This window comes from Streptomyces sp. JNUCC 64, from assembly GCF_054484115.1.
Genome location: NZ_CM137015.1, coordinates 4,667,300 through 4,690,631, shown reverse-complemented (window position 1 = coordinate 4,690,631; position 23,332 = coordinate 4,667,300). Strand labels below are relative to the sequence as shown.

General features: G+C 74.7%; 5 protein-coding genes and 1 tRNA gene. 2 read left to right on the top strand and 4 right to left on the bottom strand.

Annotated elements, in window-relative coordinates; translation table 11 throughout:
* The first annotated feature begins 36 nt into the window (after nt 1-36).
* Both ACVWNX_RS19455 and ACVWNX_RS19450 read left to right on the top strand, forming a co-directional pair.
* Nucleotides 37-8,031 (top strand): amino acid adenylation domain-containing protein, encoded by a 7,995-nt coding sequence (locus tag ACVWNX_RS19455; protein WP_454408592.1) that lies wholly within the window; start codon nt 37-39, stop codon nt 8,029-8,031.
* Nucleotides 8,028-16,088: an amino acid adenylation domain-containing protein gene (locus ACVWNX_RS19450; RefSeq protein WP_454408590.1), complete on the top strand. Its 8,061-nt coding sequence runs from the start codon at nt 8,028-8,030 to the stop codon at nt 16,086-16,088. The genes ACVWNX_RS19455 and ACVWNX_RS19450 overlap by 4 nt, the downstream gene beginning before the upstream one ends.
* Nucleotides 16,089-16,360: 272 nt before the next feature.
* On the opposite strand, the gene ACVWNX_RS19445 is transcribed toward ACVWNX_RS19450, so the two are convergent.
* The 4 genes from ACVWNX_RS19445 to tmk all read right to left on the bottom strand — a co-directional run bounded on the left by ACVWNX_RS19445 (nt 16,361) and on the right by tmk (nt 23,290).
* Nucleotides 16,361-16,434, bottom strand: a tRNA-Thr gene (locus tag ACVWNX_RS19445).
* A gap of 93 nt (nt 16,435-16,527) precedes the next feature.
* Nucleotides 16,528-18,201, bottom strand: a complete 1,674-nt coding sequence (locus tag ACVWNX_RS19440; protein WP_454408588.1) for an alpha/beta hydrolase — start codon at nt 18,199-18,201, stop codon at nt 16,528-16,530.
* Between the two features lie 116 nt (nt 18,202-18,317).
* Entirely contained in the window at nt 18,318-19,571 is a 1,254-nt protein-coding gene (locus ACVWNX_RS19435) for a DNA polymerase III subunit delta' (protein WP_454408586.1), read from the bottom strand.
* 278 nt (nt 19,572-19,849) lie between these two features.
* Nucleotides 19,850-23,290: a dTMP kinase gene (gene tmk / locus ACVWNX_RS19430; protein ID WP_454408584.1), complete on the bottom strand. Its 3,441-nt coding sequence runs from the start codon at nt 23,288-23,290 to the stop codon at nt 19,850-19,852.
* Nucleotides 23,291-23,332: the final 42 nt, after the last annotated feature.

The window sequence follows — 23,332 nt, the reverse complement described above, 5'->3', positions numbered from 1 at the left end:
CGGCACACCTTGTCCGCAGCACTCATGGAGATCGTCATGACTTCGCCCGCCCTTCCTGACCTGCCCCTGACGGGGGCCCAGAAAGGCATCTGGTTCGACGAGCGGCTGTCGAGCGGTCGGCTCGCGTACAACATGGCCGACTACCTGGACGTCAGCGGGCCGCTCGACGAGCCGCTGCTCCGGCGCGCGCTGCGGGTGGTCCTGGACGAGGCGGAATGCGCCCGTGCGCGCTTCTTCGACGTGGACGGACTGCCGGTGCAGCGGATCGAGCCGCTGGACGGGCTTCCACTGGAGGTACGGGACGTCAGCGGAAGCCCGGACCCGGTCGCCGAGGCGCTGAAGCTGATGGACGAGGACCTGCACCGGCCGTTCGAGCTCGTCGGCGGGCTGCTCTTCCGTACGGTCCTCTTCCGCGTGTCCAAGGGCCGCACCCTGCTCTACCTGGCCATGCACCACCTGCTGTCCGACGGCTACAGCCGGCTGGCGGTCTACCGGCGCCTCAGCGAGGTCTACGGGGCGCTGAGCGCCGGCGAGGAACTGCCGGGGGACCCGCTGCCCCCGCTGGACCTGCTGCTCCGGGAAGAGGCGGAGTACATGGAGTCGCCGGCCCTGGAACGCGACCGCCGCTTCTGGGAGGCCCACCTCGGCGGCGGGGCGGAACCGGTCAGCCTCGCTCCCGGTGACCCCGTCCCGGGCACCGGCTTCCTGCGCCGCACCCATGAACTCGACGAGGCCGCCGCCCGGCGCCTGCGGGCCGCGGCCGCCGCCGCCGGGGTCACCTGGCCCACCTTCGCCATCGCCGCGACCGCGGCCTACGTGGGCAAGGCCGCCGGCCGTGCCGACGTGCTCCTGACCCTCCCCATGACCGCGCGGCTGACCGCCACCGCGCGCAAGGTGCCCGGCATGGTGGCCAACTACCTGCCGCTCCCGGCCCGCGTCGGGCCCGCGGTCACGGTCTCCGAACTGCTGGGCAGCACCTCGAAGGCGGTCGCCCGCGCCCTGCGCCACCAGCGCTACCCGGCCGAGCGCATCCGCCGCTCCCTCGGCATGCACGCCGACCGGCGGCCCTTCGGCCCCTTCGTCAACGTGCTGCCGCAGACACCGGAGTTCCGGCTCGGGGTCTGTGAGGCCCGGCTGCACAACCTCTCCACCGGCATCGTCGACGACCTCATGATCACCGTCCTCGACGGTGCCGACGGCAGCCTCGAACTACACATGAACGGCAACCCCGAGCGGTACTCCGAGTCCGAGGTGGTGGACCATCTGCGCCGTTTCAGCGCGTTCATGCAGAGCCTCGCCGCCGTCGACCCGGCCACGCCCCTGGGTCGCGTCGACCTCCTCACCGAGCGGGAGCGCGACGCCCTCCTGGCGGTCGGCACCGGACCCCACCGCGAGACGCCGACGGGGGACGTGGTGGAGCTCGTACGGAAGTTCGCCGCCGCCACGCCCGCCGCCCTCGCGGTCACGGACGGCACGACGGACGTCTGCTACTCCTCGCTGGCGATCTGGGCGGACGAACTCGCCGAGACGCTCGCCACGGCCGGAGTCGGCCCCGGCACCCTGGTCGGCGTCCTCGCCGAGCCGGGCGCCGCCTTCGTCGGCGCCGTCCTGGGCGTCCTCGGCGCGGGTGCGGCCTGGGTCCCTCTCGACGTACACGCGCCGGCCGCCCGCATCGACGGCCTGATCGCCGACGCGCGGATCGGCCACCTGCTCGTCGGGCCCGGTCTGCGGGGCCTGGCCGCGGAGCTCGGCGGCGGCAGCGTACGAACCCACCCGCTGCCCGGCGGCCTGACCCCGTACCCGATGCCGCTGGACGGGCTGCGTGCGCCGGTCGGCGCCCCGGACGACCTGGCGTACGTCATCTTCACGTCGGGCTCCACGGGCAGGCCCAAGGGCGCCATGGTCCACCGCGACGGCATGCTCAACCACCTCTGGGCCAAGGTCGACGACCTGGGGCTGACCTCCGCCGACCGGGTCGTGCAGAACGCCCCCGTCACCTTCGACGTGTCGGTCTGGCAGATGCTGGCCCCGCTCGTCGTCGGCGGCACCGTCCACGTGGTCCCCCGCGAGGTCGCCGCCGACCCCGACGCCCTCTTCGCCACGGCCGACAACGGCCACGTCACCGTCCTGGAGGTCGTCCCCACGCTGCTGCGCGCGGCCCTCGACCATGAGGACACCGCCCCTGGCGCGCTGGCCGCCCGGAACCTGCGCTGGCTCGTCGTGACCGGCGAGGCCCTCCCACCGGACCTCTGCGCGCGCTGGTGGCAGCGCTTCCCCGAGGTCCCGATGGTCAACGCCTACGGGCCCACCGAGTGCTCGGACGACGTCACGCACGCCGTGCTGCGCGTGAACGACCCGATCGGCGTGCGCGTGCCCATCGGCGGCCCGGTCCGCAACACCCGGCTCCACGTCCTCGGCGACGACCTGCGGCCCGTGGCCCTCGGCGCGATCGGCGAACTGTACGTCGGAGGCGCGGGCGTCGGCCGCGGCTACCTCCTGGACCCGGTCAAGACCGCCACCACCTTCGTGGCCGACCCGTTCGCGCCCGTACCCGGCAGCCGTGTATACCGCACCGGCGACCACGTGATCCGGCGCCCGGACGGGCAGCTGGAGTTCCTGGAGCGGCGCGACCACCAAGTGAAGATCCGCGGCCACCGTGTCGAGCTCGGCGAGATCGAGGCCGTGCTGCGTTCCCTTCCGCACGTCGTCGACGTCGCCGTCACCGCCGTCAAGGACCCCGGCGGCAGTACCCGCCTGGTGGCCTACCTGGTCGCTCCCGACACCGAACCGGCTTCCGTCCGGGACGCGTTGGCCAACCTGCTGCCCTCTTACATGGTTCCCGCCAGCTGGATCCCGCTTCCGTCGCTGCCGCTGACCGCGCACGGCAAGGTCGACCGCCGCGCGCTGCCCGCGCCGGTCGGGCCGGGCACCGCCGCGTCCCCGGCTCCCGTTCCGGCCACTACGGCCGGGCAGCGCGGCCACCTCCCCCGCAACCCCGCCGAGCAGGTGCTTCGCGAGATCTTCGCCCAGGTCCTGGGCCTCGAGACGGTGGGCGCGGACGACGCCTTCTTCACTCTGGGCGGAGACTCGATCAGCTCCATCCAGGTGGTCAGCCGTGCCCGGTCCCGGGGCATCGTCCTCACCCCCCGCGACGTCTTCTCCCTCAAGACCCCCGCCGCGCTCGCCGCCCTCGTGGCGACCGCCACCGGCGCGACCGTGCCGACCGCCGCCGACCCGACGGCCGCCGAGGACGGAGTCGGCGAGGTCGAGCCGACTCCGATCATCGCCCAGCTCGCCGAGGACCTCGGCGAACTCTCGGGGCCCGCAGGGCAGTTCAACCAGCACGTCCTGCTCCGGGTGCCCTCCGCGATGACGGCCGACAACCTCGTCCCCGCCCTGCGGGCGCTGCTCGACCGGCACGACGCGCTGCGTCTGACGGTGACCGAGCCCGCGCCCGGCATCTGGTCGTTGCACACCGCCGAGCGCGGCTCCGTGGCCGCCGAGCAGCTGATCAGCGTCGTGGACGCCTCCGGCGCCACCGGCGATCCCGACACGCTGGAACGGCTCGTCGCGGCCGAGGCCGACACCGCGCGAACCCGGCTCTCCCCGACCGATGGGGTCATGCTCCAGGCCGTGCTCCTCCACGGCGGCCCCGGCCCCACCTCGCACCTGCTGCTGCTCGCCCACCACGCCGTCGTCGACGGCGTCTCCTGGCGCGTCCTGACCGGCGACCTGGAAGCGGCCTGGACCGCCACCGCGGCCGGCCGCACGCACGACCCGGAGCCGGTCGCGACCTCCTACCGCCGCTGGGCCACCACCCTCGCCGAGCAGTCCCGCACGTCCGCGCGCATCGCCGAACTGCCCTACTGGCAGGCACAGTGCGAGGACGAACCGTCCGTGATCGGCAGCCGCCCGCTCGACCCGTCCAGAGACACCTACGGCACCGCCCGGCGACTGCGGCTGGAACTGCCCGCGGACCAGACCGCGGCCCTGCTGACCGCCGTGCCCGCCGCCTTCCACGGCGAGATCAACGACGTCCTGCTCGGCGCGCTCGCCCTGGCCGCCGCCGACTGGCGCGGCCGCTCCGCGCCGCACTCCGCGCGTCCGCTCCTGATCGAACTCGAAGGGCACGGCCGCGAGCAGATCGTCGACGACGTCGACCTCTCCCGTACCGTCGGCTGGTTCACCACCGTCTTCCCCGTCCGCCTCGACATCGGCGACCTGGACCGGGAGGAGGCACGGGCCCCGGGTCCCGCCCTCGCCACCGCCGTCAAGCGGGTCAAGGAGCAACTGCGCGCCATCCCGGACCGCGGGATCGGCTACGGCCTGCTGCGCCACCTCAACCCGCGCACCGCCCGGTCGCTGGCCGCGGTGCCCGTCCCGAGTCTCGGCTTCAACTACCTCGGCCGGTTCCGCGTCGACGGGACGGCCGGACCCTGGACCCACGCCGGCGGCTCCTCGGTCGTCGCCACCGGCTTCCACCCGGACACCCCGCTGCGCCAGGTCCTGGCGGTCACCCCGGTGACCGAGGACCACGCCGACGGCCCGCGTCTGGTCGCCGACTGGCTGTGGGCGGACGGGCTCCTCGACGAGACGGAGGTCCGTGAGCTCGCCGAGGCCTGGTTCACGGCCCTGCGCGCCCTCGTGGCCCACCTGGAGCTGCCAGGAGCCGGCGGCCACACCCCCTCCGACCTGCCCCTGGTGGCGCTGAGCCAGGAGGAGATCGACGGGATCGAGCACGCCGAGGACGCTCCGGAGGGCACCGCCGTCACGGACGTGCTGCCGTTGACGGCGATGCAGCGCGGCATGCTGTTCCACACCGAGTTCGACCGGCAGGGGACCGACCTCTACACCCTTCAGGTCGCGGCCGACCTGATCGGCGCGGTGAACGCGGACGACCTGGAGCGCGCCCTGGCCACCCTCGTGGAACGGCACCCCGGCCTCGGCGGGGCCTTCCACCACCGGGACTCGGGCGAACCGGTCTCGGTACTGCGCGCGGGAGTCCGGGTACCCCTGCGCCACGTCGACCTGTCCGGGCTCGCGCCCGCCGAGCGGCGGGCCGAGCTGGACCGGCTCGCCGAGGCCGACCGGCTCCTGCGCTTCGACATGACCCGCCCGCCGCTGATGCGATGGGTGCTCGTACGGCTGGACGGCGAGCGTCACCGCCTCGTCTGGACCCTGCACCACATCCTGGTGGACGGCTGGTCCATGCCCGTCCTGGTGCGCGAACTGCTCGCCTGCTACCAGGGCACCGCCGGAACCCTCCCGCCGGCCGTTCCCTTCCGCGCCTACCTCTCCTGGCTGGCCGGTCAGGATCGCGACGCGGCCAAGGCGGCGTGGGCCGCCTCGCTCACCGGGCTGGAGGAGCCGACCCTGTTGTGCGGAGCGGCACCCGACCGGCTGCCGGTCGACCCGGAGTCCGTGCCCCTGCGGCTCACCGCCGAGGAGACCGCCGGGCTCACCGGCTTCGCCGCGCGCCAGGGCCTGACCACCAACACCGTGTTCCAGGGCGCCTGGGCCGTGCTGCTCGGCCGGCTCACCGGCCGCTCCGACGTGCTGTTCGGGGCGACCGTGTCCACCCGGCCGGCCTCGCTGCCGGGCGTGGAGCGCATCGTGGGGCCGTTCCTGAACACGCTGCCGGTCCGGGTGGCCCTCGCCCCCGGCGAGCCCGTCGGAACGTTCCTGCTGCGGCTCCAGGACACCCAGTCCGCCCTGCGGGACTTCGACCACCTCGGGCTCGCGGAGATGCTCACCGGCAGTCCGGCGCTGGCCGCGTACGGTGAGCCCTTCGACACCGCCCTCGTCTTCGAGAACTTCCCCCTGTCCGAGGCCGCCAGCAGCGTCGCCACCGACCGGGGCGGACCGCGGATCGGCGACGTCACGGCCCGCGACGCCCGCCACTACCCGCTCAGCATGGTCGTCCTGCCCGGCCGGGAGATCGAGGTCCGCTTCGACTACGCGCCCGACCTCCTGACCCGTGACGAGGTCGCGGCCGTCGCACAGCGCTTCCGCGGGCTGCTCCTGGACCTCGCCGCCGCACCCGGCCGGGGCATCGGCCAGCTCGACGTCCTGACCGGGGACGAGAGCGCGCTGCTGCGCAAGTGGAACGACACCACGAGCGCCACCGACGTCGGCATCCCCGGCGGAGTGGTGGAGCGGGTACGCGAGTTCGCGCAGACCTCCCCCACCGCCACCGCCGTGGCGGACGGGGCGCACGAGGTCTCCTACGCCTCCCTCGTACGCTGGTCGGACGAGCTGGCCGAACGGCTGACCGCCGCCGGGGCGGGCCCCGGCTCCCTCGTGGCGGTGCTGGCCGGACCGGGCGCGGCCTTCGTCGGCTCCGTGCTGGGCGTCCTGCGGGCGGGTGCGGCCTGGGTGCCGCTGGACGTCGGCGCCCCGGTGGCCCGCACCGCCTCGCTGGTCTCGGACTCCGGGGCCCGGTGCCTGCTGGTGGGCCCGGGGTGCGAGAGCCTGGCCGCCGAGGTGGTGAGCCTGGTCGGCAACGGCCTGAGCGTCCTGGAGACGGCACCCGGCTTCGAGGACGTACCGGAGGCCCCGGACGGTCCCGCGCGTCCTCCCGGCCTCCCGGACGACCTCGCCTACGTGATCTTCACCTCCGGGTCCACGGGCAGGCCCAAGGGCGCGATGGTCCACCGCCTCGGCATGGAGAACCACCTCCTGGCCAAGGTCGAGGACCTCGCGCTGGGCGCCGGGGACCGGGTCGTGCAGAACGCCCCCGTCACCTTCGACGTGTCGGTCTGGCAGATGCTGGCCCCGCTCGTCGTCGGCGGCACCGTCCACGTGGTCCCCCGCGAGGTCGCCGCCGACCCCGACGCCCTCTTCGGCGTCGTGTCGGCCGAGGACGTCTCCGTCCTGGAGGTCGTTCCCTCCCTGCTCCGGGCCGCCCTGGACGCCTGGGACGCGGCGGGCGCCGCCGCCGACGCGGGCGGGCTGCGCCGGCTCGTGGTCACCGGCGAGGCGCTCCCCGCCGACCTGTGCGACCGCTGGTGGGGCTGGTTCCCCGCCATCCCCCTGGTCAACGCGTACGGCCCCACCGAGTGCTCGGACGACGTGACCCACGCCGTGCTGCGCGCGGAGGACCGGCCCGATGCCCGGGTGCCGATCGGCGCGGCCGTCCGCAACACCTTCCTCTACGCCCTGGGTGACGAGCTGCGCCCGGTACCGGTGGGCACGGTCGGCGAGCTGTACGTCGGCGGGGCCGGCGTCGGCCGCGGCTACCTCGCCGCCCCCGCCAGGACCGCCGCCACCTTCGTCGCCGACCCCTTCGCCGGGACCCCCGGCGCCCGGATGTACCGCACCGGCGACCACGTGGTGCGGCGGCCGGACGGACAGCTGGAGTTCGTGGAGCGCCGTGACCACCAGGTCAAGGTGCGGGGCCATCGGATCGAGCTCGGCGAGATCGAGGCCGCCCTGCGCGCCCTGCCGCGGGTGACCGACGCCGTGGTGGCCACCCTCAAGGATCCGTCCCAGGCCACCCGCCTCGTCGCCTACGTCGTGGCACCGGACGCCGACGGCCTCGCGGGAACCCGGGCCGCCCTCGCCGAGGTGCTGCCGGAGCACATGGTCCCGTCCGTCTGGGTCGCACTGCCCGGACTGCCGCTGACGGCTCACGGGAAGGTGGACCGCAAGGCCCTCCCCCACCCGGCCGGAGCGGCCGACACAGCGGCCGTCGGCGTCCGGCGGGAGGGCCGCGACCCGGTCGAGCTGGCCCTGTGCGAGGTGTTCGCCGAAGTGCTCGGAGTCGACGCCGTCGGCATCGACGACAACTTCTTCGCCCTCGGCGGGGACTCCATCAGCTCCATCCGGGTCGTGGGCAAGGCCCGCGCCCACGGCATCGTGATCACCCCCCGGGACGTCTTCGGGCACCGCACCCCCCTCGCCCTCGCGGCCGTCGTCGCGGCCTCCGAGCCCGACGTACCGGCGCCCCGGCCCGCCGCCGCGCCGCAGGCACCGCTCCTGGAACTGAGCGACGACGAGATGGACGAACTCGACACTGAGCTGGAGTCATGAGAGAGCACATGGTGAAATCCGCGCGAAAGAGCGAGTTCCTGCCGCTCGCACCGCTGCAGCAGGGCTTCCTGTTCCACGCGGACTTCGTGGAACAGGGCCTCGACATCCATGTGCTGCAGCTGGTGGCCGACCTCGACGGCCCCCTGGACGAGGACCGGATGCGGGCCGCGCTGGGCGGGCTGCTGGAGAACCACGCCGGTCTGCGGGCCTGCTTCCGGACCCGCCGCAACGGCGAACCGGTCCAGGTCGTCCCGCACGACGTCGACGTGCCGTGGGAGACGGTGGACCTCTCCGCCCTCGCCGGGGACGAGCGGCCGACCGAGCTGGAACGGATCACCGAGGCGGACCGGGCCCGCCCCTTCCGCCTCGACCGCCCGCCGCTGCTGCGCTGCACCCTCGTCCGGCTGGGCGGGCAACGGTTCCGGCTGCTGCTGACGGCCCACCACATCGTCCTCGACGGCTGGTCGATGCCGATCACGCTGGACGAGCTGTTCACCCGTTACGCGACCGGGGAGGCGGGCGCCGCCGCCCTCCCCGCACCGCACTACCGCGACTACCTCGCCTGGCTCGCACGGCAGGACCGTGACGCCGCCCGCGACGCGTGGCGCTCCGCCCTGGCCTCGGTCGACGAGCCCACTTGCGTCGCCCCGCCCGACCCGACCGGCACGCCGTCGCTCCCCCGGGCGGTGAGCACCGTCCTCGGCCCCGAGGAGACCGCACGCCTCACCGAATGGGCCCGCTCCCGCGAGCTGACCCTGGGCACCGTGGTCCAGGGCTGCTGGGGGGTTCTCGTCGGCCATCTGACCGGCCGCACCGATGTGGTGTTCGGCATGGTCGACTCGGGGCGCCCCGCCGAACTGCCCGGCGTCGAGTCGATGGTCGGCATGTTCGCCAACACGCTGCCCGCCCGCGTGCGCCTGGACTCCGCGCGCACCGTGGCCGAGCTGCTCACCGGCTTCCAGCACCAGCAGAGCGAGCTGCTCCCGCACCGCCACCTCGGCCTCGCCGACGTACAGGAGCTCGTCGGTGTCGGCAGCCTGTTCGACAGCGCCGTGATGTTCCAGAACTACCCCAGGACCGACGGCGCCGCGTTCACCGCGCTGACCGGTCTGGTGCTGCGGCACTCCGACATCCGCAACGCCACCGAGTTCCCGCTGAGCCTGGTCGCCCTGCCCGGTACCGAACTGGAGCTGACGGTCCAGTACCGTCCGGAGCTCTTCGAGGCCGAGGAGGCCGACCTGCTGGTCCGCCGCCTCGCCTCCCTGCTCGCCCGGGTGCCGGCCGCCGCGGACCTGCCACTCGGCCGTCTCGAACTGATCGAGCCGGAGGAACGGGAACTCGTCCTGCGGACGTACAACCGGACCGAGGCGCCGGCACCGGCCGCGCCGCTCCCGGAGCTGATCGCCGACCGCGCCGCCGCGGACCCCGACCGGGTCGCCGTGGAATGCGCGGACGACTCCCTGACGGCCGCCGCCCTGGAGGACCGCGCCGACCGCCTCGCCCGGCTGCTGATCAGCCGGGGCACCCGGACCGGCGGCCTGGTGGCCCTCGCCCTGCCCCGCTCCGCGGACCTGGTGGTCGCCGCCCTGGCCGTGCTCAAGACCGGCGCCGCGTACCTGGCCATCGACCCCGACCACCCGAGCGACCGCATCGGCCTGATGCTCGACGACGCGGCGCCCACCGTGCTGCTGAGCACCACGGACACGGCGAAGACCCTGCGCTGGACGGGCGCCACCGTCCTGCTCGACGACGGGGACACCGCGGCGGAAGTGCTCGGGCAGCCCACCGGCCCGCTCTCCGACGCCGAACGCGGCGGGAGCCTGAGTCCGGACCTTCCGGCGTACGTCATCTACACCTCTGGCTCGACGGGACGCCCCAAGGGCGTCGTGGTCCCGCACGGCGCCTTCGGCAACCTCGTCGACGACATGGCCCGCCGCGTGGCCGTCACCGGGCGGGACCGCCTCCTCGCCGTGACGACCTTCGGGTTCGACATCGCGATGCTGGAGCTGTTCGTCCCCCTGGTCGCGGGCGCCGGCCTCGTCCTCGCGGACCGGGCCACCGTCCAGGACCCGGCGGCCCTCGCGGCGGCGATCACCGCCAGCGGCGCGACCGTCGTGCAGGCCACGCCGAGCCACTGGCAGGCACTCGTCGCCACCGCCCCCGAATGCCTCGCGGGCCTGCGCCTGCTGACCGGCGGGGAGGCGCTCGGCGAGCCGCTGGCCGCCGCGCTCGTGGAGGCCGCCGACACCGTCTTCAACGTCTACGGTCCCACCGAGACCGCGATCTGGTCCACCTCCTCCGTCCTCGACGGCACCCGCCCGGGCGCCCCGTCCATCGGCCGGCCCATCGCGAACACCCGGGTCTACGTCCTGGACCAGGCGCTGCGGCCGGTCCCCCGAGGAGTCGTCGGCGAGCTGTACATCGCCGGTACCGGGCTGGCGCACGGCTACCTGGGCCGCCCCTCGCTGACCGCCGAGCGCTTCGTCGCCGACCCTTACGGGCCTGCGGGCGCCCGGTTGTACCGTACGGGCGACCTGGTCCGCTGGGGTTCCGACGGGCTGCTCGACTACGTCGGCCGGGTCGACCACCAGGTGAAGGTGCGCGGCTACCGCATCGAACCCGGCGAGATCGAGACCGTGCTGACCGAGCTGCCCGAGGTCGCCCGCGCCGTGGTCGTCGCCCGCGAGGTCGGCCCCGGCGACACCCGGCTCGTCGCCTATCTGGTGCCGGAGGCGGACGTCGGCGGGGGCGCGCCGACCCTGGACACCGCGGCCGTCCGGGAGCGGGTCAAGGACGCGCTGCCCGACTACATGGTCCCCTCGGCTCTCGTGCTTCTCGACACCTTTCCGCTGACCCCCAGCGGCAAGATCGACCGCAGGGCGCTGCCCTCACCCGAATGGGAGCGGGCCGTCGGCCGGGAGGCCGACGGCCCCGTCGAGGAGATCCTCCGCGGACTGTTCGCCGACGTCCTCGGGCTGCCCGACGTGGGCGTGGACGACGACTTCTTCGCGCTCGGAGGCCACTCCCTGCTGGCCACCCGGCTGGTGAGCCGGGTACGCGGCGCCCTCGGCGCGGAGCTGTCCGTACGATCCCTGTTCGATCACCCGACCCCGGCCGCGCTCGCGGCCCGGCTGGACACCACGCCCACGGCCCGCACGCCGCTGCGCGCCCTGCCCCGGCCCGGCTTCCTGCCGCTGTCGCACATGCAGCGCCGGATGTGGTTCCTCAACCGTCTGGACCCCGAGGCCGGCGGCTACCACGTCTCCCTGGCCGTCCGGCTGCGCGGCGAGCTCGACGTCGCCGCCCTGCGGGCCGCCCTGGCCGATGTGAGCGAGCGCCACGAGGTGCTGCGGACCGTCTTCCCGAGTGTCGGCGAGGAGCCGGGGCAGGTCGTGTGCGACGCCCGGGAATCCCGCCCCGAGCTGGAGCCCGTCCCCGTACCCGGCGGCGAGTCGGCCCTGGACGCGCTCCTGGACGCGGAGGCCGATCGTCCCTTCGACCTGACCCGCGAGCTGCCGCTGCGCGCCCGGCTCTTCTCGCTCGGCGAGCGGGACAACGTCCTGCTGCTGGTCGTCCACCACATCGCCTTCGACGGCTGGTCCGTCCCGGTGCTGGCCGCCGACATCGCCCGCGCCTACCGTGCCCACGCCGCGGGCGAACTGCCCGGCCGGGCCGGACTCCCCGTCCAGTACGCCGACTTCTGCCTCTGGCAGGAGCGGGAGCTGGGCTCCGAAGAGGACCCGGACAGCCTGCTCCATCGCCAGCTGGCGTACTGGACGGAGGCCCTGCGCGGCATACCGGAGGAACTGGCCCTGCCCAGCGACCGTCCGCGCCCGCCGATCGCGAGCCACGCGGGCGACGTCGTGCCGTTCACCGTCCCGCCCGGGCTCCACGAGCGGATCACCCGCCTGGCCCGCGCGTCAGGGGTCAGCCCCTTCATGGTCGTCCAGGCCGCCCTCGCCGCCACCCTCGGCAAGCTGGGGGGCGGTACCGACATCCCGCTCGGCTCGCCCGTCGCGGGCCGCACCGACGAGGCGCTGCACGACCTGGTCGGTTTCTTCGTCAACACGCTCGTGCTGCGTACCGACACCAGCGGAGACCCCACCTTCCAGCAGCTGCTGTACCGCGTCCGCGAGACCGACCTGGGCGCCTTCCAGCACCAGGACCTGCCCTTCGAGCGGCTGGTGGACGCGCTGAGCCCGGCTCGCTCGCTGTCGCGGCAGCCCTTGTTCCAGGTGATGCTGGCCTTCCAGAACACCGATCGGCCGACGTTCGACCTCCCCGGCCTGGAGTCGGAGTTCGCCGGATCCGGCTCCACGGCGGCCAAGTTCGACCTCGTCTTCGAGTTCACCGAGGCCGGCCCCGGTGAAGGACTGGCCGGACGCCTTGAGTTCGCGACGGACCTGTACGAACGCGGCACGGCGCGGCTGTTCGTCGACTCCTTCCTCCGCCTGCTCGAAGCGGCCGTCACCACCCCCTCCGCACACCTCAGCCACCTGGACATCCTGGACCCGCGGGAGCGGAGACGGCTGTTGGACGACTGGAGCACCGGCTTCCGTCACGCCGTGGAGTCCACCGACACCGTGCCCGGCCTCTTCGAGTCCTGGGCCGCCCGCCGAGCCGGGCATCCCGCGTTCGTCTCCGACGAGGTCACACTCGATTACCGGGAGCTGGACGAGCGGGCCAACCGCCTCGCCCGCGAACTCCTGGCCCGGGGGGCGGGTCCGGGACGCTTCGTGGCCCTGGTGCTGCGTCGCTCGCCCGAACTGCTGGTCTCCGTGCTGGCGGTGCTCAAGTCCGGCGCCGCGTATCTGCCCGTCGACCCGGCCTATCCCGTCGACCGCGTCACCCACATGCTGACCGACTCCGGAGCGCACCTGCTGGTCACCTCGGCTGCCGTGCTCGACTCCGGAGTCCTGCCACCGGAGACCTCCGCAGGGGCGCGGTGCCTCGTCCTGGACGACCCGGACACCGGCACCCTGATCGCGGGCCACTCCGCGGCCGGACTCGACGACACCGAGCGCGGCCACCCGCCGACCCCGCGGGACCCGGCGTACCTCATCTACACCTCCGGTTCCACGGGCCTGCCCAAGGGCGTGCTGGTCTCCCACGGCACCGCGACGGCCCTGGCGGCCGACCACCGGGAGCGTTTCGGCCTGGGGCCGCACACCCGGGCCCTGCAGTTCGCCTCCTTCAGCTTCGACGCGGCCGTCTGGGAGATGTGCGTCTCCCTGCTGGTCGGCGGCGCTCTGGTGCAGGTTCCGGACGACCGGCGGGCCGGCCTGCCGCTGGCCGAGTTCATCACCCGGCACCGGGTCAACCTCGCCGTGCTGCCGCCCGTGGTCATGGACGCCTTCCCCGAGGAGGCGCACCTGCCTGAGGAGCTGCTGATGATGGTGGCGGGGGCGGCGATGGCCCCGGAACTCGCCGAGCGCTGGGCCCCGGTCACCAAGCTCCACAATCTCTACGGCCCGACCGAGAACACCGTGTGCACCACCGCGAGCGACCGGATCACCGGCGGCCGCCCGCCGATCGGTCGGCCCGTCGCCGGCCACCGCGTCTACGTCCTGGACCGACACCTGGCCCCCGTCCCGCCCGGAGTCGTCGGTGAGCTCTACGTGGGCGGCACGAGCCTCGCCATCGGCTATGCGAACCGGCCCGGCGTGACCGCCGAGCGGTTCGTCGCCGACCCGTACGGCCCGGCGGGATCACGTATGTACCGGACCGGCGATCTCGTACGCTGGCGTGCCGACGGCGCCCTCGACTACACCGGCCGGGCCGACCACCAGGTGAAGCTCCGCGGCTTCCGCATCGAACCCGGCGAGATCGAGAGCGTGCTGTTGGAGCACCCGCGGATCGCGCGGGCCGTGGTGGTCGCCCGGGAGGACCGGCCGGGCGACCAGACCCTCGTCGGCTATCTGGTGACCGTCCCCGGCGCCACCGTCGAGGACGGCGAGGTACGCGACCGGCTCGCCCGGCGGCTGCCCGACCACATGGTGCCGTCCGCGCTGGTCACCCTGCCCGAACTGCCGGTGACCGTGAACGGCAAGCTCGACCGGGACGCGCTGCCCGCGCCCGGCCCGCGTGCGGCGGCCGGCCGCGAAGCCGTCACCGAGACCGAGAAGGCGCTGGTCCGGACCTTCGCCGACGTGCTCGGGCTCGACGCCCTCGGCGTCGACGACGACTTCTTCGCCCTCGGCGGCAACAGCATCGGCACCGTCCAGGTGGTGGCCCGGGCCGCGAAGAGCGGGCTCGAACTCACCGTGGCCGAGGTGTTCACCCGGCGGACGGCCTCCGCGCTCGCCGCCCTGGTGGACGGCCGCGCGGCAGGAGCGGAACACCTGGCCCGGCAATTGCGGACCGGCTCGCTCGGCGAGGACCCGCGGGACGCGTTCGCCCCCGTGCTCGCGATCCGGCCGACCGGCTCGCTGCCCCCGCTGTTCTGCGTGCACGGCGGGCTGGGCACGAGCCTGCCCTATCTCGGGCTCGCCGGGTACCTCGACGAGCGACGGCCGGTCATCGGACTCCAGGCGCCGCAGGTGAGCGGGGCCGAGCCGGCGCCGAGCATCGAGGCGCAGGCCGAGTCGTACCTGGAGCGCATCCGGGAGGTGCAGCCCGAGGGCCCGTACCACCTGCTGGGCTGGTCCTTCGGCGGTCTGCTCGCCCACGAACTGGCCGTCCGGCTGCGGGCCGACGGCGACGAGGTCGCCTACCTCGCCAATCTGGACGCCTTCCCCTACGACCACACGCTCGACGGGCCGCTGCCCGACCGCGACGAACTGCTCGGCCGCTTCCTGGAGTACCTCGGGGAGGGCCCGGAAGCGGCGGCCGGTGAAGCCCTGGACCCGGCCGCGGTCGCCGGAGTGCTGCGGCGCCATGGCGGTGCCTTCGGCTCTCTGACCGAGCAGGACATCGAGCGCCTGGTGACGGTGATGCGCCACCACGTCGAACTCGCCGAGCGCTACGAACCCGGCTGCTTCGACGGGGACATGACGCTGTTCGTCGCGACGTCCGGGCGCTCGGCGGCGGACACGAGGACCGCCGCCGACCGCTGGCGCGGTCATGTCGCCGGAGCCGTCCGGATCCACGCGCTCCCGCACGCCCACGAACATCTGATGCATCCGGAACCGCAGGCGGAGGTCGGTGCGATCGTCGACGCGGAGCTGCGGCGGATCGACCCGCGCTCCCGAGGAGAGGCAGCCATGGCCACAAGCACGCGCAATCCGGTCGTGGAGGTCGCACATGCCCCCGCATCCCCTCCCGCGGTCACGAACGGCCGCCCCGTCACGGAGACGTTCGCGCTGGCGGGCAGGCGGCTGCGCCATCTGCGCCGTACACCGGGGCGGCTCGTCGGGATCGTGCTCAATCCCCTGGTGATGCTGCTGGCGGTGGGCTACCTCTTCAAGGACGCGATCGTGGCGCCCCAGGGGGGTGACTACCAGGAGTACCTGATGGCGGGTATCGCGGTGCAGGTCGGTCTGGCCGGCATCGGGCCGACCGCGATCAGCATCGCCATGGACCTGCGGGCCGGACTGATGGACCGGTTCCGCTCCCTGCCCATCTCGCGGGCAGCGGTGCTGGTGGCGCATGCGCTGGCCGATCTGCTGATCGGCCTCGCCGTCCTCGCGGTGATCACGCTGGTGGGTCTGGCCATCGGCTGGCGTCCGCACGGCGACCCGCTGTCGGTGGCGGCCGGTTTCGCCGTGGCCGGCGGGTTCATCTTCGTCATGGTCTGGGTCGGCATCACCCTCGGGATGATGGTCAAGAACGTCGAATCCATCGACTCGATCGGCGCCCTGGTCCTGGTCGTCTGCACCTTCCTGTCGAACGCGGTCTTCCCGGCCGCCGCGATGCCGGCCTGGCTCCGCCCGGTCGTCGAGTGGAATCCGATCAGTGCCGTGGCCGACTCCTGCCGCCACCTGTGGGGCAACCCCACCGCGAACAGCACGGGCTTCCCCGGCGAGCACCCGCACCTGGTCGTGTCCATGTGGTTCGCCGTGCTGCTGGTCGGCACGGTGTGGACCAGCCTGAGCCGCTTCCGCCGGGCGGCCGTGTAACCACTGGCCCACCACCCACACGTCCGCGCAGGGCCTACGAGGCTCCGGATCTCCGCCCCCGGCGGGCCGGAGCCTCAGGCGCGTCCGCGGGACTCGTCGCTCACTGGGAAATCAGGGGTTGTGACGGCCCGTCACGACGAAGGCCGCCGAGCAGCCAACTGAGACTGGAACTGAGACTACGGATACCCGGGCCGCTCGCGCCCGGCGGCGCCGACGCGTCCGCTGAAACGAAAAACCCCAGGTCACGGCGAGTGATCACTGAGGTTCTTCAGAGCCGCCTTCGGGATTCGAACCCGAGACCTACGCATTACGAGTGCGTTGCTCTGGCCATCTGAGCTAAGGCGGCTGGTGCGTGCACCACGAGGTGATGCGCGACGGGGAAAGTCTACACAGTTCCCGGGGGTGGTCCGACCACCCCTGGGTGGGGGTGGTCGGAGGGCTAGGAGCAGCGTTTTCCGTCGGTGGGCGGGGTGCCGGTGAGGAGGTAGCGGTTGATCGCCGTGTCGACGCAGGTGGAGCCCCGGCCGTACGCGGTGTGGCCGTCGCCGTCGTAGGTGAGGAGGGTGCCGGAGGCCAGTTGGTCGGCGAGGGAGCGGGACCAGCGGTAGGGGGTCGCCGGGTCGCGGGTGGTGCCGACGACGAGGATCGGGGCGGCGCCCCGGGCCTCGATGCGGTGGGGGGCGCCCGTCGCGGGGACCGGCCAGTACGCGCAGCTCAGCGAGGACCAGGCGAGGCCCGTGCCGAAGAGGGGGGAGGCCCGTTCGAAGGCCGGCAGTGCCGCCGCGACCTCGGCCGGGGAGGATGCGGCCGGGGGCAGGTCGAGGCAGTTCACGGCGGCGTTGGCGGACATCAGGTTCCCGTAGGCGCCGTCGGCGTCCCGTTCGTAGTACGCGTCCGACAGGGCGAGCAGTCCGGTGCCCTCGCGCCTGGTCATCGCGGCCGTCAGGGCCGTCCGCAGCCGGGGCCAGGACGCCTCGTCGTACATCGCCGCGATCACGCCCGTCGTGGCCAGCGCCTCCCCTAGGTCGCGGCCCTTCTCGGAGGTGGGGACGGGCTCGCGGTCCAGCTCCCGGAAGAAGTTCCGCAGCCGCGGCCCGGCGCCTTCCGCCGAGCGGCCGAGGGGGCAGGACTCCCGTCGGACGCAGTCCCGGGCGAACGCCGCGAACGCCGTCTCGAAGCCCGCGGTCTGGTCCTCGTTGACGCGTCGCGCGGACAGCGACGGGTCCAGCCCCCCGTCCAGGACGAGGCGGCCGACCCGGTTGGGGAAGAGTCCGGCGTACGTCGCGCCGAGGAACGTTCCGTACGACGCTCCCACGTAGGTGAGCCGCCGGTCGCCGAGGGCGGCGCGCAGCAGGTCCATGTCGCGGGCCGCCTCGACCGTGGAGACGTGCGGCAGCACCCGCGCGGAGCGGCGCTCGCAGCTCCGGGCGAACTCCTTCAGCGAGGCGACGAGCGCGTCCCGTTCCCGCTCGTCGTCCGGGGTGACGTCGGCCCTGGTGTGGGCGTCCATGCGGGCGCCGTCCAGACAGCGCACCGGTTCGCTGCCCGCCACCCCGCGCGGGTCGACGGCGACCATGTCGTACCGCGCCCGGACCTCCTCGGGATACCCGAGGCCCGCGAACGACCGGAGGTAGCCGACCGCCGAGCCGCCGGGACCGCCCGGGTTCACCAGCAGGGAGCCTAGGCGGCGCCCCGGTCCCGTCGCCTTCTTACGGGCGACCGCGAGCCGTACCTCGCCCGCGCCGGGGCGTCCGTAGTCCAGGGGGGCGCGCAGGGTCGCGCACTGGAAGCCGGACGGTTCGCACGAGCGCCAGTCCAGCCGCTGCCCCTGGTACGGGGCGAGCGCCCCCGGGAGGACCGTCCGGGGCAGGGCGCCGCCCGCCAGGGACACCTCCGGGGCGGAGCCGTGCACCGCGCAGCCCGGCAGCAGCAGGGCCGCGACCGCCAGCAGGGCACCGGCGGCGCGCCGCCCCCGGGGACGGCGGCCCCGCGCGGGCGGACGGCCGGGGGCCGGCCCCCGGGGCGGGCTCCCCGGAACACGGCCGGACGGGGACGGGGGGCCGACCTCACCGATGGGGCGCGGGGGGCGGTCGCGGCGGATGCTCGTGCGCATCCTTTGAGATTACTTTGAGCTATTGATTGATTACCCAGAGTTCTTCGGGAATGGCTCGTACGAGTGAACGGACCAGGCGGTGGATGCCAGCCGGGGCCGTCGCGGGGCGGGCGGGGTCAGCCCGCGCGGAGGGCCATCGTCATCGCCTCGACCGCCAGCAGGGGGGCGACGTTGGCGTCCAGGGCGTCCCGGCAGGCCGAGATCGCGTCGATGCGGCGCAGGGTCGCCTCGGGGGTGCCCTCCCGGGCCAGCCGTTCCAGGGTGTCGCCCGCCCCGGCGTTGGCGATGGCCAGCCGGGAGCCGAGCTGGAGCGCGAGGACGTCGCGGTAGAAGCCGGTCAGCTCGGTGAGGGCGAGGTCCAGGCTGTCGCGCTGGGTACGGGTCCGGCGGCGCTTCTGCCGGTCCTCCAGGTCCTTCATCACGCCCGCCGTGCCGCGCGGCATCCGACCGCCCTGCGCCGCGCCGAGCGCCGCCTTCAGCTCCTCGGTCTCCTTGCCGTCGAGTTCCTCGGAGCGCTGCTTGGCGTCCTCGGCCGCAGCGTCGACCAGTTCCTGCGCGGCGCGCAGACAGCCGCCGACCTCCGACACCCGCAGCGGGAGCTTGAGGACCGCGGCGCGCCGTTCGCGGGCGCGCGGGTCGGTGGCGAGACGGCGGGCGCGGCCGATGTGGCCCTGGGTGGCCCGGGCGGCCGCCGCCGCGGCCTCGGGTTCGATCCCGTCGCGGCGCACCAGGACGTCCGCCACCGCGTCCACCGGCGGGGTGCGCAGGGTGAGGTGGCGGCAGCGGGAGCGGATCGTCGGGAGCACGTCCTCCAGGGAGGGCGCGCACAGCAGCCAGACGGTGCGCGGCGCGGGTTCCTCCACCGCCTTCAGCAGGACGTTCGCCGCGCCCTCGGTGAGCCGGTCGGCGTCCTCCAGGACGATCACCTGCCAGCGGCCGGTCGCCGGGGAGAGCTGGGCCCGGCGGACCAGGTCACGGGTCTCCTTGACCCCGATCGACAGCAGGTCGGTGCGGACGATCTCGACGTCCGCGTGCGTGCCGATCAGGGTGGTGTGGCAGCCGTCGCAGAAGCCGCAGCCGGGGGCCCCGCCGAGTGCGCGGTCCGGGCTCACGCACTGGAGCGCGGCGGCGAACGCCCGCGCGGCGGTCGTCCGGCCGGAGCCGGGCGGGCCGGTGAAGAGCCACGCGTGGGTCATCCGGGAGCCCTCCGGAGCGGCCCCCTCGGATGCGCGGCCGTCCAGGCCGCCGGGGCCGTCCGGGCCGCCGGAGGACGCGGCCCCGGCGGTCACGAGCGCGTCGGCGTCCCGGGCGGCGGCCTCCAACTGCCCGCTCACCCGTTCCTGGCCCACCAAGTCGTCCCATACGGTCATGGGTTCCGCCGCCTTACGTCCGTCCGCTGCGTCATGCGTTCCGTCGTGCGTTCCGTCTCGTGTCCGCCGTGACGACCGTGTCCGTCGTGACGGCTGGGTCCGCCGTGACGGCTGGGTCCGCCGTGACGGCCGTGTCCGTCGACGCGCTTCGTCCGGGGACGTGCCGCCCGCGCGTCGTCCACCCGTCCGTCCGACCGGGGCCCGCTGCGTGGACCGGACGCAGCCCGCCCGTCCGGTCCATTGTGGACGAGGCCACCGACAGTCCCGGGGCGCCGCCGTCAGCCCCGGTGGCCGCCCCAGCCGTCGTGACGGTCGCCGGAGCGGTCGTCGCGGTGCGGGCCGAGGAGTTCGTCCGCGAGGCTCGGCAGGTCGTCCAGCGGGGTCTCCTCCGCCCAGTCGGACCGGCGGCGGGGGCGGCCCTGCTCGTCCAGCTGGGGCAGTTCCGCCGTGCGGTCGTTGGGGCCCAGAGTGTTCCTCTCGGAAGCCGGGTCCGGCTCCGGGTCCTTGCGGGCCCAGGAGGGGCGGGCGGGGCGTTCGTCGCGGAAGTAGCCGGGGGGCACCCGTCCGGCGGAACCCGGTCGGACGGCGTCCTCGGGCACCTGCGGCAGCACCGCCGTCTCGTCCTCGGAGCCGTCCGGACGCACCGGGGGCAGCACCGCCGTCTCGTCGGTCGCCGCGGACCCGGGGACGCGGGGCAGCGTCGTCGTGTCGTCGTCGGCTCCGGCCGGGGGGCCGGGGCGCCGGGACGCGGTGGGAGCGGACCCGGGCGTCACGACCGGGGTCTCGACGGTCGGCTCGTCGTCCGGCGTGGTGCCCCGGCCCCGGGCGGCTTTCCGGGCCTCCTCGGCCTGACGGGCCCGGGACGCCTTCCGCGCTTCCTCCGCCTCACGGGCCAGCAGGGCCTCGCGGGCTTCCTGGGCCTCTCGGGCCGCCCGCGCTTCCCGCGCCTCACGGGCCGCTTCCGCCTGTCGCGCCTCTTCCGCCCGGCGGGCCTCCGCCGCCCGCTCGGCCTCCTCGGCGATACGGGCCTCCTCGGCGGCCCGGGCTTCCTCCGCGCGGCGGGCCTCTTCGGCGCGGCGCGCCTCCTCCGCCTGACGGGCCTCCTCGGCGCGGCGCGCCGCCTCCGCGGCCTCCGCCGCGCGCCGGGCCTCCTCCGCCTTCAGCAGGGCCTCCTCGGCCTTGCGCTGGCGCTCCAGCCGACGGGCCTCCGCCTCGGCCTGGAGCCGGGCCTCCTCCTCCGCCTCGCGGCGCTTGCGCTCCTCCTCGGCCTTGCGGACGGCCTCCTCGGCGAGCCGCTTGCGCTCGGCCTCCTCGGCGGCGAGCCGGGCCTCCTCCTCACGGCGGCGCGCCTCCTCGGCACGCCGACGGGCCTCCTCGGCCTGCCGTTCGGCCTCCCGGCGCTGGGCCTCCTCCAGCTCGCGCCGCTTGCGCTCCTCCTCCTCGGCGCGCAACTTGGCGAGCTGCGCCTGGCGCTCGCGCTCCAGGCGCTCCTCCTCGGCCTTGCGCGCGGCCTCCTCCTCCGCCTTGCGGCGGGCCTCCTCCTCGGCGGCCCGGCGCGCCTCCTCCTGGGCCTTGACCTCGGCCTCGGAGAGCGGCAACAGCACGTCGAGACGGTTGCGGAGCACCGTGGTGACGGCCTCCGCCTCCTGGCCCGCGTCGACCACCAGATAGCGGCCGGGCGCGGCGGCGGCGAGGGTGAGGAAACCGGAGCGCACGCGCGCGTGGAACTCCAGGGGCTCCGATTCGAGCCGGTCCGGGGCCTCCGTGAAGCGTTCGCGGGCGGCCTCGGGGTCCACGTCGAGCAGGATCGTCAGATGCGGGACGAGCCCGTCGGTGGCCCAGCGGGAGATCCGGGCGATCTCGGTGGGCGAGAGGTCGCGGCCCGCGCCCTGGTAGGCGACGGACGAGTCGATGTAGCGGTCGGAGATCACCACGGCGCCCCGGGCCAGCGCGGGACGGACCACCGTGTCCACGTGCTCGGCGCGGTCGGCGGCGTAGAGCAGGGCCTCCGCGCGGTGGGAGAGTCCCGCGTCGGAGACGTCCAGGAGGATCGAGCGCAGCCGCTTGCCGACCGGGGTGGCGCCCGGTTCGCGGGTGACGACGACCTCGTGGCCCTTGGCGCGGATCCAGTCGGCGAGCGCTTCGGCCTGGGTGGACTTCCCGGCGCCGTCGCCGCCCTCCAGGGCGATGAAGAACCCGGTCGGGGCGGGGGCCTGGGAGGGGTCGGAGCCGAGCAGCGCGTCGCGCAGGTCCTGGCGGAGCGGCACGCCCGCGCGGTCGTCGGCGCGGGCCAGCACCAGGGCCGCGACGGGCAGCAGCAGCGCGCCGACCAGCATCAGCGCGAACGCGGCGCCGCCGTGGTCGAAGACGAACTTGCCGCTCTCCAGACGGTGCGGTCCGATCAGCGCGGCGACCACGGGGGCGAGCACCGCGCCCAGCGCGACGGCCACCCGGGCCACGGCCTGGAGGTGCTCGGTGGTGCGGGCCCGGCGGTACTCCTCGGTCTCCAGGTCGAGCAGGGCGTGCCCGGTGTTCGCGGCGACGCCCGCCGTGGTGCCCGCGAGGGCCAGGATCAGCAGGACGGTGGTGACGTCCGGGACCAGCCCGGCGGCGAGCAGGGCGGCCCCGGTGGCCGCGATGGCCAGCGCCAGCAGCCTGCGCCGGGAGAGCCCGGGCAGCACGGCGGGGCCGAGCCGGATGCCGAGGACCGTGCCGCCGGTGAGGGCCAGCACCTGGAGCCCGTACAGCACGGGACCGCCACCGAGGTCGGCGGCGTGCGGCGCGGCCACGCCCACGGCGGCGGCGACCGCGGCGGCGACGGCCGCACAGGCCAGGACGAGCAGTCCGGTCGCGCCGGTGCGGCCCTGGTCGGGGCCGGTTCCGGTGCGGGGGCGGCGCAGTCCTTCGAGGGGGGAGCGCGGGCGCGGGGTCGGGGTGGCGGGCAGGGTGAGGAACCAGACCACGGAGAGCGAGGCGGCGAAGAGTCCGGCGGCCGCGTACGAGGCCAGGGCCGCCTGGTGGGCACCGAACCAGTCGACGCCCGCGCCCAGCAGGTTGCCGACCAGGGTGACCGCGACGAGGACCGCGGCGGCCAGCGGGACGGCCACGAAGGAGGTCCGCAGGGACAGGCTCCGCAGCGCCTCCAGCCGGTCGGGCAGCGGACGGACGGCGGCGCCCTCGGGCGGGGGCGGGGGCAGCAGGGCGGGGGCCGCGCTCTCCCGGCAGACCGTCCACACCCGCTCGGCGACACCGGTCACGAAGACGGTCACCAGCAGCAGGGTCAGGGCGTTGCCGGGCGTCCAGTCGAGCCACAGCGGGGCCACGATCAGCAGGGCGGCGCGCAGTCCGTCGGCGACGACCATGGTCCAGCGGCGGTCCAGATAGCCGCCGGGGGTGATGAGCGAGGTGAGCGGGCCGAGCAGGACCGCGCCGGACAGCAGGGTGGCGAGCACCCGGACCCCGAGGACCGCCGCGACGGCCAGGGCCGCGCCCCGGTAGCCGCCGCCGAGGGAGGCTTCGGAGACCGCCGTCTGGAGCGTCAGGAGCACCAGGACCAGCAGCGCGAGCACGTCCGCGACGCCGCCGACGAGCTGGGCTCCCCAGAGGCGCTTGAGCGGGACGTTGTGCAGCAATCCGCGGATCGCCCGCTCCCGGGAATCGGCGACCAGGGCGGTGTCGGAGGCCGGCTTCCCGGCCGTTGGCTGCTCGGCTCGCGTCATCCCGACAGCCTATCCGCCCCCGCGGACACCGGTATCCGAGCG